The 14,724-nt window shown below is 48.7% G+C and carries 15 protein-coding genes, 1 rRNA gene and 1 riboswitch; all 16 genes read right to left on the bottom strand.

Annotation, left to right across the window (positions count from 1 at the left end; translation table 11 throughout):
- Window positions 1-12 precede the first annotated feature (12 nt).
- Window positions 13-603: a GNAT family N-acetyltransferase gene (locus AY633_RS15345; protein WP_068489072.1), complete on the bottom strand. Its 591-nt coding sequence runs from the start codon at window positions 601-603 to the stop codon at window positions 13-15.
- 190 nt (window positions 604-793) lie between these two features.
- Window positions 794-2,044, bottom strand: coding sequence for a phosphoribosylamine--glycine ligase (purD, locus tag AY633_RS15340; protein ID WP_068489132.1), 1,251 nt, complete (start codon window positions 2,042-2,044; stop codon window positions 794-796).
- A 16-nt stretch (window positions 2,045-2,060) separates the two neighbouring features.
- On the bottom strand, window positions 2,061-3,596 hold the full coding sequence (gene purH, locus AY633_RS15335) for a bifunctional phosphoribosylaminoimidazolecarboxamide formyltransferase/IMP cyclohydrolase (protein WP_068489071.1): 1,536 nt from the start codon (window positions 3,594-3,596) through the stop codon (window positions 2,061-2,063).
- A gap of 11 nt (window positions 3,597-3,607) precedes the next feature.
- Window positions 3,608-4,192: a phosphoribosylglycinamide formyltransferase gene (gene purN, locus AY633_RS15330; protein ID WP_068489070.1), complete on the bottom strand. Its 585-nt coding sequence runs from the start codon at window positions 4,190-4,192 to the stop codon at window positions 3,608-3,610.
- Window positions 4,182-5,243, bottom strand: a complete 1,062-nt coding sequence (gene purM, locus AY633_RS15325) for a phosphoribosylformylglycinamidine cyclo-ligase (RefSeq protein ID WP_068489069.1) — start codon at window positions 5,241-5,243, stop codon at window positions 4,182-4,184. Before purM ends, purN begins: the two co-directional genes overlap by 11 nt.
- Window positions 5,244-5,254: 11 nt before the next feature.
- Window positions 5,255-6,676, bottom strand: a complete 1,422-nt coding sequence (purF, locus tag AY633_RS15320; RefSeq protein ID WP_068489068.1) for an amidophosphoribosyltransferase — start codon at window positions 6,674-6,676, stop codon at window positions 5,255-5,257.
- Complete coding sequence (purL, locus tag AY633_RS15315; RefSeq protein WP_068489067.1) at window positions 6,652-8,877, bottom strand: phosphoribosylformylglycinamidine synthase subunit PurL; 2,226 nt, start codon at window positions 8,875-8,877, stop codon at window positions 6,652-6,654. Before purL ends, purF begins: the two co-directional genes overlap by 25 nt.
- Complete coding sequence (gene purQ, locus AY633_RS15310) at window positions 8,861-9,544, bottom strand: phosphoribosylformylglycinamidine synthase subunit PurQ (RefSeq protein ID WP_068489066.1); 684 nt, start codon at window positions 9,542-9,544, stop codon at window positions 8,861-8,863. Before purQ ends, purL begins: the two co-directional genes overlap by 17 nt.
- A complete protein-coding gene (gene purS, locus AY633_RS15305; protein WP_058381411.1) occupies window positions 9,541-9,795 on the bottom strand; it encodes a phosphoribosylformylglycinamidine synthase subunit PurS in 255 nt (84 codons plus the stop codon). The genes purQ and purS overlap by 4 nt, the downstream gene beginning before the upstream one ends.
- Entirely contained in the window at window positions 9,795-10,508 is a 714-nt protein-coding gene (purC, locus tag AY633_RS15300) for a phosphoribosylaminoimidazolesuccinocarboxamide synthase (protein WP_068489065.1), read from the bottom strand. Before purC ends, purS begins: the two co-directional genes overlap by 1 nt.
- 15 nt (window positions 10,509-10,523) lie before the next feature.
- Window positions 10,524-11,819, bottom strand: a complete 1,296-nt coding sequence (purB, locus tag AY633_RS15295) for an adenylosuccinate lyase (RefSeq protein WP_068489064.1) — start codon at window positions 11,817-11,819, stop codon at window positions 10,524-10,526.
- A 16-nt stretch (window positions 11,820-11,835) separates the two neighbouring features.
- Window positions 11,836-12,960: a 5-(carboxyamino)imidazole ribonucleotide synthase gene (purK, locus tag AY633_RS15290; protein WP_068489063.1), complete on the bottom strand. Its 1,125-nt coding sequence runs from the start codon at window positions 12,958-12,960 to the stop codon at window positions 11,836-11,838.
- A complete protein-coding gene (purE, locus tag AY633_RS15285) occupies window positions 12,957-13,445 on the bottom strand; it encodes a 5-(carboxyamino)imidazole ribonucleotide mutase (protein WP_068489062.1) in 489 nt (162 codons plus the stop codon). Before purE ends, purK begins: the two co-directional genes overlap by 4 nt.
- 136 nt (window positions 13,446-13,581) lie before the next feature.
- A riboswitch (purine riboswitch) is annotated at window positions 13,582-13,682 on the bottom strand.
- A gap of 85 nt (window positions 13,683-13,767) precedes the next feature.
- Window positions 13,768-13,956: an NETI motif-containing protein gene (locus AY633_RS15280; protein WP_068489061.1), complete on the bottom strand. Its 189-nt coding sequence runs from the start codon at window positions 13,954-13,956 to the stop codon at window positions 13,768-13,770.
- Entirely contained in the window at window positions 13,953-14,474 is a 522-nt protein-coding gene (locus tag AY633_RS15275; protein WP_068465607.1) for a DUF2179 domain-containing protein, read from the bottom strand. The genes AY633_RS15280 and AY633_RS15275 overlap by 4 nt, the downstream gene beginning before the upstream one ends.
- A gap of 169 nt (window positions 14,475-14,643) precedes the next feature.
- Window positions 14,644-14,724 (bottom strand): 5S ribosomal RNA (gene rrf, locus AY633_RS15270); the annotation flags it as partial.

Genomic DNA, 14,724 nt, shown 5'->3' with positions numbered 1-14,724 from the left:
GTGGATTTCGGTTTATTTATTGACCGGATCACTGAACGGTTTCAGGATATCGTTCTGGTCTTGTTCTTTTCTCGTTAAGACGTCCGAAACCGGATCATACGACTCGCCATAAAAATGCTCGTCTTTATACGTATGAATGTCTTCATACATTTTCTTCATCGCTTCAAAAATCTCTTCTTCGGTCTCATTGTTCGGCGCCCAGTAAAGAATCTCCATGGAGTTTTCTTCGCCCGTCGCGAGTGAACGGCGGCAATAGCCGATTGATGTAGCATGTTCAAAACCTTCGCGTGCATAGAAGCGCAAGCGTTTCTCTGAATCCGTATCCTCGTAATCGACCGGTTCGACTTCTAGAATGATAGGCTTATTCTTATCCTTGAGCATTTGCAAAGTTTTCTTGCCGATGCCCATGCCGCGCGATTCTTTGGAGACGAATAAATAGTCGACGAACGAGAAGCTCGGGAATTCCGCATACATCAAGACGTGGTATGGACCCTCATCTTTGTAGTAGACACTGCCCTTCTCCTTCAGCAATGTGTCCATATGCTCTTTCGATTTCATTTCCTCCACAGGGAAATATTGATTCAATTTTTCATACCAGTTCATCATTTTTGCTCCTTCCGAGTTTGAATGCCCTGCTGGTTTTATTGATTCCGGGGTAGTGATGGGTGAAAATTGGAGTTTAGTAAAAGAGGTAAAAGTGGGCTGTTGAAAATCCTCTGCGGCAAGGGGCCGCATAAATAAATGACACAGTTTCGCCATGAAATTGTGCCATTTTATTATACCAATTATTTAGTTAGATTGCACGCCAGCCGATATCTGTGCGGTAAAAGAAACCGTCCCATGCTAATTTCCCGAGCGCTTGATAAACAGTTTCCTGAGCGTCTCTCAACGTCTCGCCGCTGCCTGCGACAAGCAACACCCGGCCGCCGCTAGCAGTGAAGCGGCTTTCGGAGCGTTTCGTGCCGGCGTGGGTGACGGTTACATCCGTTAATTCATCCAGTTCCGGTAACACGGTTCCTTTTTCCACAGTTCCCGGATAGCCATCCGCGGCAATGACGACACCCAGCACAGGGCGGGCATCCCATTCAAGCTCCATTTCCTCGCCATTCAAAATGGTCGCGATAAATGCGCCAAGGTCGGTTTTCAGACGCGGCAAGACCACTTGCGTTTCCGGATCGCCAAAGCGGGCATTGAATTCAATGACTTTCGGGCCCTTTGCCGTCAAAATGATGCCCGCGTATAAAATGCCATTGAACGCTGTGCCTTCTTGAGCCATCGCCTCTACCGTCGGCCGGACAATTTTCGCAAATGTTTCCTCGACGACCGATTCCGAAATCTGCGGCACCGGCGAGTACGCGCCCATCCCGCCAGTATTCGGCCCCTTATCGCCGTCAAACGCGCGCTTATGGTCTTGTGAAATGGCCATCGGGTAAATCTTGCCGTCCTGGACGAAAGACATGAAGGAAAATTCCTCGCCGTCCAAGTATTCTTCGATAACAACGGTCGATCCCGAATCACCGAATTTCTGGCCATCGAGCATATCGGTCACGGCATCGATTGCTTCTTGCTCACTTTGCGCGACGACGACGCCTTTTCCGGCAGCAAGACCATCCGCCTTGATAACAATCGGCGCGCCTTGCTGCTTGATATAAGTTATAGCTTCTTCCGTATTCGTAAAACTTTCATAAGCTGCGGTCGGGATCTTGTATTGCTTCATCAATTCCTTGGCAAATGCTTTGCTGCCCTCGATGCGTGCAGCGGCTTTGTCAGGACCAAAAATCTTCAATCCACGCGCTTGAAAGAAATCGACGATGCCTTCTGACAGCGGTTGTTCCGGCCCGACGAATGTAAAGGCAATTTCATTGTCCTTAGCAAACACTGCCAAAGCTTCAAAATCCGTCTCATGGATATCCACGAGCTGTGCATCCTGTTCCATGCCGTCATTGCCTGGCGCCACGTAAACTTTCGCGACCGACGGCGCGATGGCGAACTGATGCGCGAGCGCGTGTTCACGCCCGCCCTTGCCGATAACCAATACGTTCATCATCGTACACCTCCGATTAATGTTTGAAATGACGGACGCCTGTAAAGACCATTGCGATGCCGTGCGCATTCGCTGCATCGATCGATTCCTGGTCTTTTTTCGATCCACCTGGCTGAATGATCGCTTTGATTCCGGCCTTCGCCGCTGTTTCAACCGTATCAGACATCGGGAAGAATGCATCCGAGGCCATTGCTGCGCCACTTGCTTTCTCGCCTGCTTGCTCGAGTGCAATGGCAGCTGCACCCACACGGTTCATTTGTCCTGCACCGACACCTAGAGTCATCGACTCGTCACATACGACAATAGCATTTGATTTGACGTGCTTGACGACGCTCCAACCAAGTTTTAAGGCTTCAAGTTCTTGTTCTGTCGGCTGCCTTTCCGTCACGACGCGAATTTCAGCATCTTCATAGCCAAACGCATCCGGTTCTTGAACGAGCAAGCCGCCTTCCACTGTGACGGTATTCCACTTATCGCGGCGTTTGGTTTCAAACGGTACCGTCAATAATCGGATGTTTTTCTTTTTGCCGAGTTCTGCAAGCGCCTCTTCTGTGAACGATGGCGCGATGACGATTTCAAGGAAAATTTGCGACAATTGCTGTGCTGTTTCCAGATCGACTTCGCGGTTCAAGGCAACGATGCCCCCGAAAATTGAAGTCGAATCCGCTTCATACGCCTTTTTGAACGATTCAGAAAGCGTATTACCGGTGCCGACGCCGCAAGGATTCATATGCTTGACTGCGACACTCGCAGGGATGGTGAATTCCTTGATGATTTGAAGCGCCGCATTGGCATCTTGGATATTATTATAGGAAAGTTCTTTCCCGTGTAATTGCTCCGCGTGCGCAATCGAGAAATCCGAACCGAGCGCACTCTTATAGAAGGCTGCTTTCTGGTGAGGGTTTTCCCCGTAGCGCAGCGCTTGGGACAATTCATATGTAAGGGTCAATTGCTCTGGATACTGCTCATCTGTCAGGTCGGTCAAATAATTGGAAATATATGCATCGTATGCCGCTGTATGGCGGAATACTTTCGCAGCAAGTTTCCGGCGCAGCTCCGGGCTTGTTGTTTGTTGTTCGCGCAGTTCCGCTAGCACTGCTTCGTAATCTCCTGAATCAACAATAACTGTCACATATGCGTGGTTTTTCGCTGCAGAACGCAGCATCGTCGGACCGCCGATATCGATGTTTTCAATGGCATCATCAACCGTTACATCCGGTTTTGAAATCGTTTCGCGGAATGGGTATAAATTAACGCAGACAAACTCGATTGGCGCGATGCCGTTATCGTTCATTTGCTGCTGGTGTTCGCTATCGTCATGTTTTGCCAATAAACCACCGTGAATCAGCGGATGCAAAGTTTTCACGCGGCCACCTAAAATCTCAGGGAACCCGGTCACTTCATCCACTGCCGTCGTCGGAACATCGTTGTCCTCCAAATGCTTGCGCGTACCGCCTGTTGATAAGATTTCTACATCCATTTTTACTAGTTCACGGGCAAACTCCAAAATACCAGATTTGTCCGATACGCTTATCAATGCTCTTCTTTTCATGCATGGACCTCCTAGACCGACTGCTGCCGGCTGAATAATTGTTGCAAACTCGCGGGGTATAATTGGTGCTCGATTTCATGGATTTTCCGTTCTACTGTCTCACGGCCCGCGCCGCCTACAGGAAATGAACGCTGTGCAATGATGGCTCCCGTGTCCATGCCTTCGTCGACAAAATGGACCGTGACACCCGCCATTTCCGCTCCTGCTGCAAGCGTTTGGCCAATGGCATCTTTTCCGGGGAAAGCAGGCAGCACCGATGGATGGATATTAACGATGCGGTTTTCATAAGCCGTAAGTAACACAGGCCCGATCAATCGCATAAAGCCGGCCAGCACAAGCCACTCTACTTCCGCTTCCTCCAACTTTTTCACCAGCATCGATTCATACGCCTGTTTGGACTCATAGTCTCGCGGATTGAACGAAAAAGCTGACACTTCTGCCTGTTTCGCCCGTTCCAAAACAAACGCGGACGGCTTATCGGTTATGACCAGTACGATCTCTGCATCCAGTCGCCCGTCTTGTATCGCGTCGTAAAGCGCTTGAAAATTAGAGCCGTTTCCAGAAGCGAAAACGGCCAGTTTAGTTCTATTCTTCATGTAAAGTCCCGTCCTGACTGCCTTGGAACTGGACACCTTCTACATCTGTCACGCGGCCGATGACATAGGCGTTGTCGCCGCTTGCTTCAGCTGCTTGAATCGCTTGCTGTGCTTCGGTTTCAGAAACCACCACGGCAAAGCCAATGCCCATATTGAATACCGAATACAAATCACGGTCTGCCAGTTCGCCTTTTTCTTTCAACAAGTCGAATATCGGCAGCACTGGCCAAGAGCCAAGCTCAATTTCTACACCGAGCCCTTCAGGCATCATGCGCGGCAAGTTTTCGATAAATCCGCCGCCTGTAATATGCGCCATGCCGTGAACATCTGCCTGTTTGCGGATCGATTGAACGGTCTTGGCATAAATTTTCGTCGGCTCCAGCAACAAGGATTCGAGCGTGCCAAGTTGTTCAAAACCTGTCACTGTCTTATCCAATGAACCTTCCTCGTCGCCGAATAAAATATGGCGCACGAGCGAATAGCCATTCGAGTGGATGCCGCTTGAAGCAAGCCCAACCAACACATCACCCGCTTGAATGCGCTCGCCTGTCACGATATCCGCCTTTTCTGCAGCACCGACCGCAAAGCCGGCAATATCGTATTCATCGGCGTCATATAGCCCAGGCATTTCAGCGGTTTCGCCGCCAATCAATGCGGCGCCTGCATCCACGCAGCCATCCGCAACACCTTTGACGATGTGTTCAATTTTTTCGGGAACCGCTTTGCCGCAAGCGATATAATCGAGGAAAAACAAAGGTTCCGCACCTTGTGCGACGATGTCGTTGACGCACATCGCCACACAATCGATGCCGATCGTATCGTGCTTATCCGCCATAAAAGCCAGTTTCAACTTCGTGCCGACACCGTCTGTTCCTGAGACGAGAACCGGTTGTTTCAAATTCAGCTCGGACAAATCGAACATGCCGCCGAATCCGCCGAATGCACCGAGCATTCCGGTACGAGCGGTACGTTCGACATGGGATTTCATCCGCTTGACGGCCTCATAGCCTGCTTCGATATTGACGCCTGCTTTTTCATACGCTTTAGACACTTCGGTTCCCCCTATTTCACTTTTTCTTTTTCGTGCGGTAACACGGTATCTGGATAGATATTCGTTGGGTATTCGCCAGTGAAACATGCTAGGCAATGGCCGCATTTCGAGCCTGGGTCGGTGCGGCCGATGTTTTGTACCATCCCGTCAACCGACAAAAATGTCAGCGAATCCGCTCCGATGATTTCGCGCATTTCTTCCACTGTATTGTTCGCAGCGATCAATTCACCCGATGTGCTAATATCAATGCCATAAAAACAAGGGTTCTTGATCGGCGGCGAACTAATCACAACATGAACTTCCGTCGCTCCCGCTTCTTTCAGCAAGGCGACGATACGCCGGGAAGTGGTCCCACGAACAATCGAGTCATCAACCATGACAACGCGCTTGCCTTTGACCACTTGGCGGACCGGAGACAATTTCATCTTAACGCCGCGTTCCCGCATTTCCTGTGAAGGCTGGATGAACGTCCGGCCAACATAGCGATTTTTGATGAGCCCAAGTTCATACGGGATGCCACTTTGTTCGGAAAAGCCAATTGCGGCAGAGATGCTGGAATCCGGCACACCTGTAACAACGTCCGCTTCGATATGAACTTCTTTCGCCAATTGCTTGCCAAGCCGTTTTCTTGCCGAGTGAATATTGATGCCATCGATATCGGAATCCGGACGGGAGAAATAGACATATTCCATCGTGCAGATTGAGCGCTCTTCTGGATAGGCAAAACGTTCCTTGCGCATGCCGTCATCATTCACAATGAGGAATTCGCCAGGTTCTACCGAATGGATAAGTTCCGCACCGACAATATCGAATGCGCACGTTTCAGAAGCGACCACCCACGCATCGCCCATTTTCCCAATGGATAAGGGGCGTAAACCGTTCGGGTCGAGCGCCACAAACATGGCCTCTTCCGTCAAGATAAGACACGCAAATGCGCCTTTCAATAAAGATAAAGCATTTTTCGCTTTTTCTTCAAAGCTTTCATAGCCGCTGCGCTTGATCAAATGAGCAAGCACTTCCGTGTCGGATGTCGTTTGGAAAATGCTGCCCTGTCGCTCAAGATGCCCTTTTAATTGCGTCGCGTTGACCAAATTGCCGTTATGCGAAATCGCCAGGCTGCCTGTTGTCGAATTGAACAGCAAAGGCTGGACGTTTTCGATGCCGCTGCCCCCCGCTGTAGCATAGCGGACATGGCCGATTGCTGCAGTCCCCGTGATCTTCTCTAATTTTTCAGGAGTGAACACTTCACTGACCATGCCTTCGCCTTTTAAGGCGCGCAAAGCTTCTCCATCAGTCGAAACGATTCCTGCGCCTTCCTGACCGCGGTGTTGCAAAGCATGAAGCCCATAATACGTAAGTTGCGCTGCGTTGGTGTGGCCCCAAATGCCAAAAATCCCGCATTCTTCGTTTAAGCCTCTGATTTCAGCAAGCATGGTATAGCCCCTTTCCAGGCGGAGCGGAGCGTTTCGACCGATTCATCGATCCATACGGCTCCGTCTTCCCCTTTGACGATCATGCGATCACCCGTGACTTCACCGATTTTCCGTGCATCTTTCACTGTTTCCTCAAATGCTTGTGCTTGTTCAGGCGATACTGTCAGCAAAAAGCGTGACTGTGTTTCGCTGAATAATGCTGTTGTTTTCGAACCTGTCAAAGTTACCTCAACACCCAGCCCATTGCCGAATGTTTTCTCGGCCAATGCTACTGCGACACCGCCCTCGGCTGTATCGTGCGCTGATTGGACCAAGCCTTGCTGGATCGCCGTAAGAATCTGTGATTGGCGTTGTGCTTCCACTTCCAAATCGATCGATGGCGCTTTGCCGAAAATGCGGCCTTCCACCATCTTCTGCAATTCGCTACCGCCGAATTCGGTCATGGTGCCGCCGACTAGGTAAACGAAATCACCTTCGTTTTTAGCATCCTGTGTCGTGACATGATTTAAGTCTTCGACCAGTCCAACGAGTCCGATTGTCGGCGTCGGGTAAATGGCCGTGCCGCTCGTTTCATTGTATAAAGAGACGTTTCCGCCGATGACCGGTGCATTCAATTGCAAGCAAGCTGCAGACATGCCGTCTGCCGCTTTTTCGAGCTGCCAGAAAATCTCTGGCTTTTCCGGGTTGCCAAAGTTCAGGCAATCCGTGATCGCAAGCGGGCGACCGCCTGAAACAACCACATTGCGTGCCGCTTCTGCAACTGCGATCTTGCCGCCAGTTTCCGGATCCAAGTAGATATAGCGTGAGTTGCAATCTGTTGTCATCGCAAGGCCTTTGTTCGTCCCGCGCACACGGATAACTGCGGCGTCAGAGCCAGGGGAGACGACGGTGCTCGTCCGCACTTGGTGGTCGTATTGGTTATAAACCCATTCTTTTGAAGCGATAGTCGGTTGCTGCAAGAGCGAAAGCAATGTCGACTGGTGGTCTTCCACTTTCGGCTCTTCGTTCGGCAATTCCTGAAATTCTTTATAGTATTCCGGCACGCTAGATTTCTGGTGGTATACCGGCGCATCTTCTGCTAATGCGTCGACCGGCACTTCCGCCACGATTTCGCCTTTATGCTTCAAGCGCAAAGTCGAATCGTCCGTTACCCGCCCGACTGTCACGGCATCCAGGCCATATTTTTCGAACAGCTCGACGATTTCCGGTTCGCGCCCTTTTTGGACGACGATGAGCATGCGTTCTTGGGATTCCGACAGCATCATTTCGTAAGCCGTCATGCCCGTTTCACGCTGCGGTACGTGATCCAAATCCATTTCGATGCCGGATCCGGCCTTTGACGCCATTTCCGCTGAAGAAGAAGTAAGTCCAGCTGCGCCCATGTCCTGAATGCCGATTAGCGCATCCGATTTCACCAGTTCAAGGCATGCCTCAAGAAGCAACTTCTCCATGAACGGGTCGCCTACTTGGACCGCTGGGCGTTTCTCATCAGATGCGTCGGTCAGCTCTTCTGAAGCGAACGTTGCGCCGTGAATGCCATCGCGGCCAGTTTTCGCGCCGACGTACATGACTGGGTTACCGGTACCTTTAGCGACGCCTTTTTGGATGTCTTTATGATCGATCAAACCGACACACATCGCATTGACAAGCGGATTGCCATCATACGATGCATCGAATTGCACTTCGCCGCCGACTGTCGGGATGCCGATGCAATTGCCATATCCAGCGATACCAGCAACCACTTCTTCAAACAGATACTTGACGCGCGGTGTCTCTAGTTCACCAAAGCGCAACGAGTTCAACAGAGCAACCGGTCGTGCGCCCATCGAGAAGACATCACGGATAATGCCACCAACGCCTGTTGCCGCGCCTTGATAAGGTTCGATGGCAGATGGGTGGTTATGCGACTCCATCTTGAATACCGCAGCCTGGCCGTCGCCGATGTCGACAATGCCCGCGCCTTCTCCTGGCCCCTGCAATACGTGGTCGCCTTTAGTCGGGAATCTTGATAACACCGGTTTGGAATTTTTATAGGAACAATGTTCAGACCACATGACAGAAAACAAACCCGTCTCCGTGTAATTCGGCGTTCTGCCGAGTATATCTTCAACCATCTTGAATTCAGCGTCCGACAAACCCATCTGCTGGTAGATTTTCTGTTCTTTAATCTGCTGCGTATTCGGCTCAAGCGTGACTGACATGCGATTCCCTCCACTGTTTAACGATTGATCTGAATAATGGCAAACCGTCCGTTCCGCCGATCAAGTCGGAAACGGCGCGTTCTGGGTGGGGCATCATGCCGAGCACATTGCCGCGCTCGTTGATGATCCCTGCGATGTTGTTGCGGCTGCCGTTAAAGTCTTCTGCATAAGTGAAAACGATTTGGTTATTGTCTTGCAAATGTTGGTATGTCGCGTCGTCGCAGTAATAATTGCCTTCCCCATGAGCGACTGGAATGCGAATCTCTTCGCCTTCTTTGTATTGGTTTGTAAACAAAGTCTGGGCATTTTCCACTTTCAAGCTGACCGTTCCACAAGTGAATTTCAAGTTCTTGTTGCGCATCAGCATGCCTGGAAGCAGTCCTGCTTCCGTCAAGATCTGGAAGCCGTTGCAAACGCCTAGAACCGGTTTGCCAGCTTCTGCTGCTTTGCGAACCTCGTCCATGACGCCTGAAAAACGGGCAATGGCGCCTGCTCGTAAATAATCCCCGTAAGAGAAACCGCCTGGAAGCAAAATGCCATCATAACCGCTCAAATCGTGTGTATCGTGCCAGACGTATTCTGCTTCTTCTCCAAGCTCATCTTTGATGGCATGGTACATATCCAAGTCACAATTCGACCCTGGGAAAACAATCACTGCGAACTTCATTGCGAGACAACCTCCTCGATTTCGTACCTGTAATCTTCAATCACCGTATTCGCCAGCATCCGGTTGCAGAGTTCGTCGACCAAAGCATCGACATCGCGTTCGCTATCCCCAATGACCAACTCCAGATATTTACCGATCCGGACGTCCTGGACCTCGTCATAGCCCATTTTATGGAGCGATCCCATCACAGCGGAACCTTGTGGATCAAGTACACTTTCACGCAATGTCACATACACTTTTACTTTTTTCATCAGTTTTGTCCTCCCAGTCGAGATAAAATGAGTTCATAAGCATCGGTCAAGTTGCCGAGGTTCCGGCGAAATACGTCTTTATCGAGTTTTTGTTTCGTTTCCTTGTCCCATAGGCGACACGTATCAGGCGAAATTTCATCCGCCAGCAAGATATCTCCTTGCTCATCGCGGCCGAATTCGATTTTGAAATCGACCAAGTCGACTCCGATCTCTTGGAAAAAGCCGATCAATACCTCATTGATCTTTCGTGCCTTGTCTTTCAGGACAGCGACTTCCTGTTCAGTCGCAAGCCCAAGCATGGCAACATGATCATCTGTGATAAGCGGATCGCCAAGCGCGTCGTCTTTCAAATAAAATTCCACAACCGGCACTTCAATCGCCTTGCCTTCTTCGAGACCAAGCCGCTTCGCCATGCTGCCGGCCACAATATTGCGGACGACCACTTCGATTGGGATGATACTTACTTCACGCACCAATTGCTCGCTATCAGACAGTTGCTTTACAAAATGAGAAGCGATACCGTTTGCTTTTAATTTCTCAAACAGCAAAGAAGTGATTTGATTGTTCAAACGCCCTTTACCTGAAATCTCTTCTTTTTTCTCTCCGTTGAATGCAGTGGCGGAATCTTTATACTCCACCCAAAGAATGCCTTGCTCGTCCGTTTGATACAGACGTTTCGCTTTTCCTTCATACAATAGCTGAGCTTTTTCCATGATTAGAGCCTCCGTTTAATTTAATCCGAGACGGTTGAAAATCATATCGACTTGCTGCAAGTGGTGGTTGTAGTCGAAGCAATCATCCAGCTCTTCTTTTGTCAGCTGCGATGTGATCGTGTCATTCGCTTCCACTACCTTACGGAAAGAAGTCTGCGTTTCCCAAGCTTCCATGGCACAAGGTTGAACGGTATCGTATGCGGCTTCACGAGCCATCCCTTTATCAATCAATGTCAGAAGCACACGCTGTGAATAAATAAGACCGAGTGTCGAATCCATATTGCGCTTCATGTTCTCTGGGAACACCGTCAAGTTTTTGACGATATTGCCAAAACGGTTAAGCATATAGTTCAACGCAATCGTTGCATCCGGCAAGATGACGCGTTCAGCAGATGAATGCGAGATGTCGCGCTCGTGCCATAGCGAGACGTTCTCATAAGCCGTCATCATATACCCACGGATTAAGCGCGCAAGGCCAGTCATATTTTCTGAACCGATCGGGTTGCGTTTATGCGGCATTGCGGATGATCCTTTTTGCCCTTTGGCGAAAAACTCTTCGACTTCTCGTGTTTCGGACTTTTGCAAACCGCGGATTTCCGTCGCGAACTTCTCGATGGACGATGCGATCAACGCAAGCGTGCTCATGTATTGTGCATGGCGGTCACGCTGCAAAGTTTGTGTGGAAATCCGTGATGCAGCAATGCCTAAGTTCTTGCAGACATATTCTTCAACAAAAGGATCGATATTCGCATACGTTCCAACCGCACCGGACATTTTACCGGTTTCAATCGATTTTGCCGCCGCTTCAAAACGCTCTAGGTTACGTTTCATTTCCTCGTGCCAAAGCGCCAATTTCAAACCGAATGTCGTCGGCTCTGCGTGGACACCGTGTGTGCGGCCCATCATGACGGTCATTTTATGTTCTTTCGCCTTATTAGCTAAAATATCGATGAAGTTCGTTAAATCTTTGCGCAGGATTTCGTTCGCTTGCTTTAATAGATAGGAAAGTGCTGTATCGACAACATCCGTCGAGGTCAATCCGTAATGGACCCATTTGCGCTCTTCCCCAAGTGTTTCTGAAACAGCACGGGTGAAAGCCACTACGTCGTGACGGGTTTCTTCTTCAATTTCTAAGATGCGATCTACAGAAAAACCAGCGTTCTCACGGATTTTCGCTACATCTTCTTTCGGAATGTCCCCGATTTCTGCCCACGCCTCACAAGCGAGAATTTCAACCTCAAGCCAAGCCTGGTATTTGTTTTCTTCTGTCCAAATGGCGCCCATTTCCGGGCGTGTATAACGTGCGATCATATTCAATATCCTCCAATTATTCCGGCCAAATGCCAGATGCGTCGATTTCTTGTAATGTCTGATTTACGTCTTCTGTCAAAATGGTTACATGCCCCATCTTGCGTTTATGCTTCGCTTCGTCCTTGCCGTATAGGTGGATCGACCAGTCCGGGTATTGCGCAATTTTTGTCGTTAGACGTGCTACATGCTCACCTAAAACATTTACCATCACAGCTGGACTCCAAAGCTTGGGTTCACGCAGCGGCCAGCCGCAAATGGCGCGGATATGCTGATGAAACTGCGAAATATTCGTTGCTTCGATTGAATAATGCCCAGAGTTATGAGGGCGTGGTGCCAATTCATTCACCAGAATTTCACCGTCAGGCAACACAAACATTTCGACAGCCAAAGTTCCAATCATTTGCAGATGTTCGGCAATTGCTTCCGCTGCAGCTTTTGCCTTCGTTAACGTTCCTTCGCTAACACGTGCCGGAACTATCGTTTGATGCAATATATGGTTTTTATGGATATTTTCTCCGGTTGGCAATATAGCTGTTTCACCTAATGTATTGCGCTGAATCACTACAGATATTTCCATCGTAAAATCTATAAACGCTTCCGCTACGCAATCCCCATTTTGAAATAAGGCTTCAGCTTCTGCCAATTGTTTTTCATTCTCCACCATTTGCTGGCCTTTTCCATCGTAACCACCTCTAGCGGTTTTAACGACAAACGGATATTTCAAATGGGCGCTATGCTCTTTCAACTCGCTGAATGAAGAAGCTTCTATATAATCCGCTACCGGCACGCCAGCCTTCCGGATCGCCTGCTTTTCAAAAATCCGGTTTTGCGTAACTCCAATCAGCTCAGCGCCTTGAGGCACATAAGCAATTTCAGCTAAGTGGCGAAGCCCATCTACATCAATGTTTTCAAACTCATACGTAATAACGTCACTCACTTCCGCTAGTTCTTCCAAAGCTTGTGCATCATTAAATGGCGCGACGATTTGAATATCTGCGACTTGTCCAGTCGGCGAATCCATGCCTGGATCCAAGACAGCAATTTTAAAGCCGGCTTCCTTCGCAGCTAATGCCATCATGCGGCCCAATTGCCCGCCGCCGATAATCCCAATTGTTTGGCCCGGTAAGATTGTTCTCGTCACACCAAATCACCTGAACTTTCCAAAACGGCTTCCGCAGTTCGTTTTCGTCTTTCTTCTAGTGCTTGGGCCGCATCATTATCCACCGTTCCAAGAATTTGGGCAGCCAGCAGTCCCGCGTTAATTGCGCCGGCTTTCCCAATTGCTACCGTTGCGACCGGCACTCCGCCAGGCATTTGAACTATCGATAACAAGGAATCCATTCCATTCAATGCTTTCGATTGCACAGGAACTCCAATGACCGGCAAGGTAGTCTTTGCTGCAACCATCCCCGGTAGATGAGCAGCTCCTCCAGCGCCTGCAATAATAACATGCAAGCCCTTAGCACGCGCTTCCTCAGCATAGCTGAACATCAAGTCAGGTGTTCGATGAGCTGATATCACTTTTTTCTCGTAACCGATTTTCAATTCATCCAGCACATCGCAAGCATGTTTCATCGTTTCCCAATCACTCGAGCTTCCCATTATAATGCCAATTCGCGGATTCATTCAATAACCTCTCTTTCAAAAGTAAAAAGCCCTCAAATAAACTGCTCACATGACGTGAAAAGCAGTTTACTTAAGGACTTTGATTCAACGAAAACATACGTGATGGCATAAAAAAGCACATCCTCCGTTATAAGTACCATAAGTTGCTTTCCCGCATAGTCCGGACATTTACGGTGTCCTGGTAGAGACGCAGAGGCCAATTCCTCTGCATATATGGGGTTTCCTTATTAATCATAACAAGATGATTCATATGCGTCAATGGCAAAGTCGAACATTAAACAAAAGACATCTTTTAACGTTCGTGTTTTTTACCCATCTTCTGCTAGTTTTCGATTTTATTCCCTTTAAACTTGATAATCTGGCGAACAGGTACGGGTTCTCCGTTAACTTCCTCAAATAAGGGCTCTTCTTTTCGCCCGACAGCCATGTAACCCTCTCGTTTCATCCGGTCTAGGCAGTCTTCCATTGTTTCATGTTCCTGCACTTCAAACCAGAGTGTTTTTTTGCTCATTTGAATAACCTACCTCTTTTCACTTGTTTGACCCAGAATCCGCCATGAATAGTTTTCGGTTCGTACGCAATAATAAATGCTTTAGGGTCGATTTCTTGAATCGTTTTATATAGTTTCAATTCCATCTTCCGCGGTGTTAAAATTTGCATGGCTTGTCTACCGCCATCTCTTCCATTCGCATCCCAGTCTGTCACACCGTAACCTTTTTCACGCAACTGACGGGGAAGATAATCGCTTTCATCGTTGCTGATGACATTGACCGTTATATACCCAAGAGCCATTTTTTCCTCAATTTTGGAACCAATGACAACTCCAGATCCATAACCAATCGCATACGCAATTAAATTTTGAATCTGATCCAGGTTATCCAAAACCAAGCCAAGTCCTACTATATATATAACCACTTCCACCATGCTCACAAGTGCCGCCATATATCGAAAACCTTTGAGCGTCATAATCATCCGCACAGTAAAGAAGGTGACATAGACGATATTGATTGAAAATATTATAAGAACCATTAACCACGGATTAATATCCAATTTCTGCACCCTTTCCTTCGCAATTAAATTTCATATTAGGTTAATCAAAGCATGAATGCAAGCGGGAATAGACCTTGTTTTAGAAAAAACGTACATGAATAAAAAAAGGCCGTTACCAGGTTTCCCGGTAACGGCCTTTCTATTAGATGCCCAGCGACGTCCTACTCTCACAGGGGGAAACCCCCAACTACCATCGGCGCAAAAGAGCTTAACTTCCGTGTTCGGGATG

The organism is Planococcus maritimus (genome assembly GCF_001592825.1).
Lineage (GTDB): Bacteria > Bacillota > Bacilli > Bacillales_A > Planococcaceae > Planococcus > Planococcus maritimus_C.
This window is presented reverse-complemented; position numbering and strand designations above follow the sequence as displayed.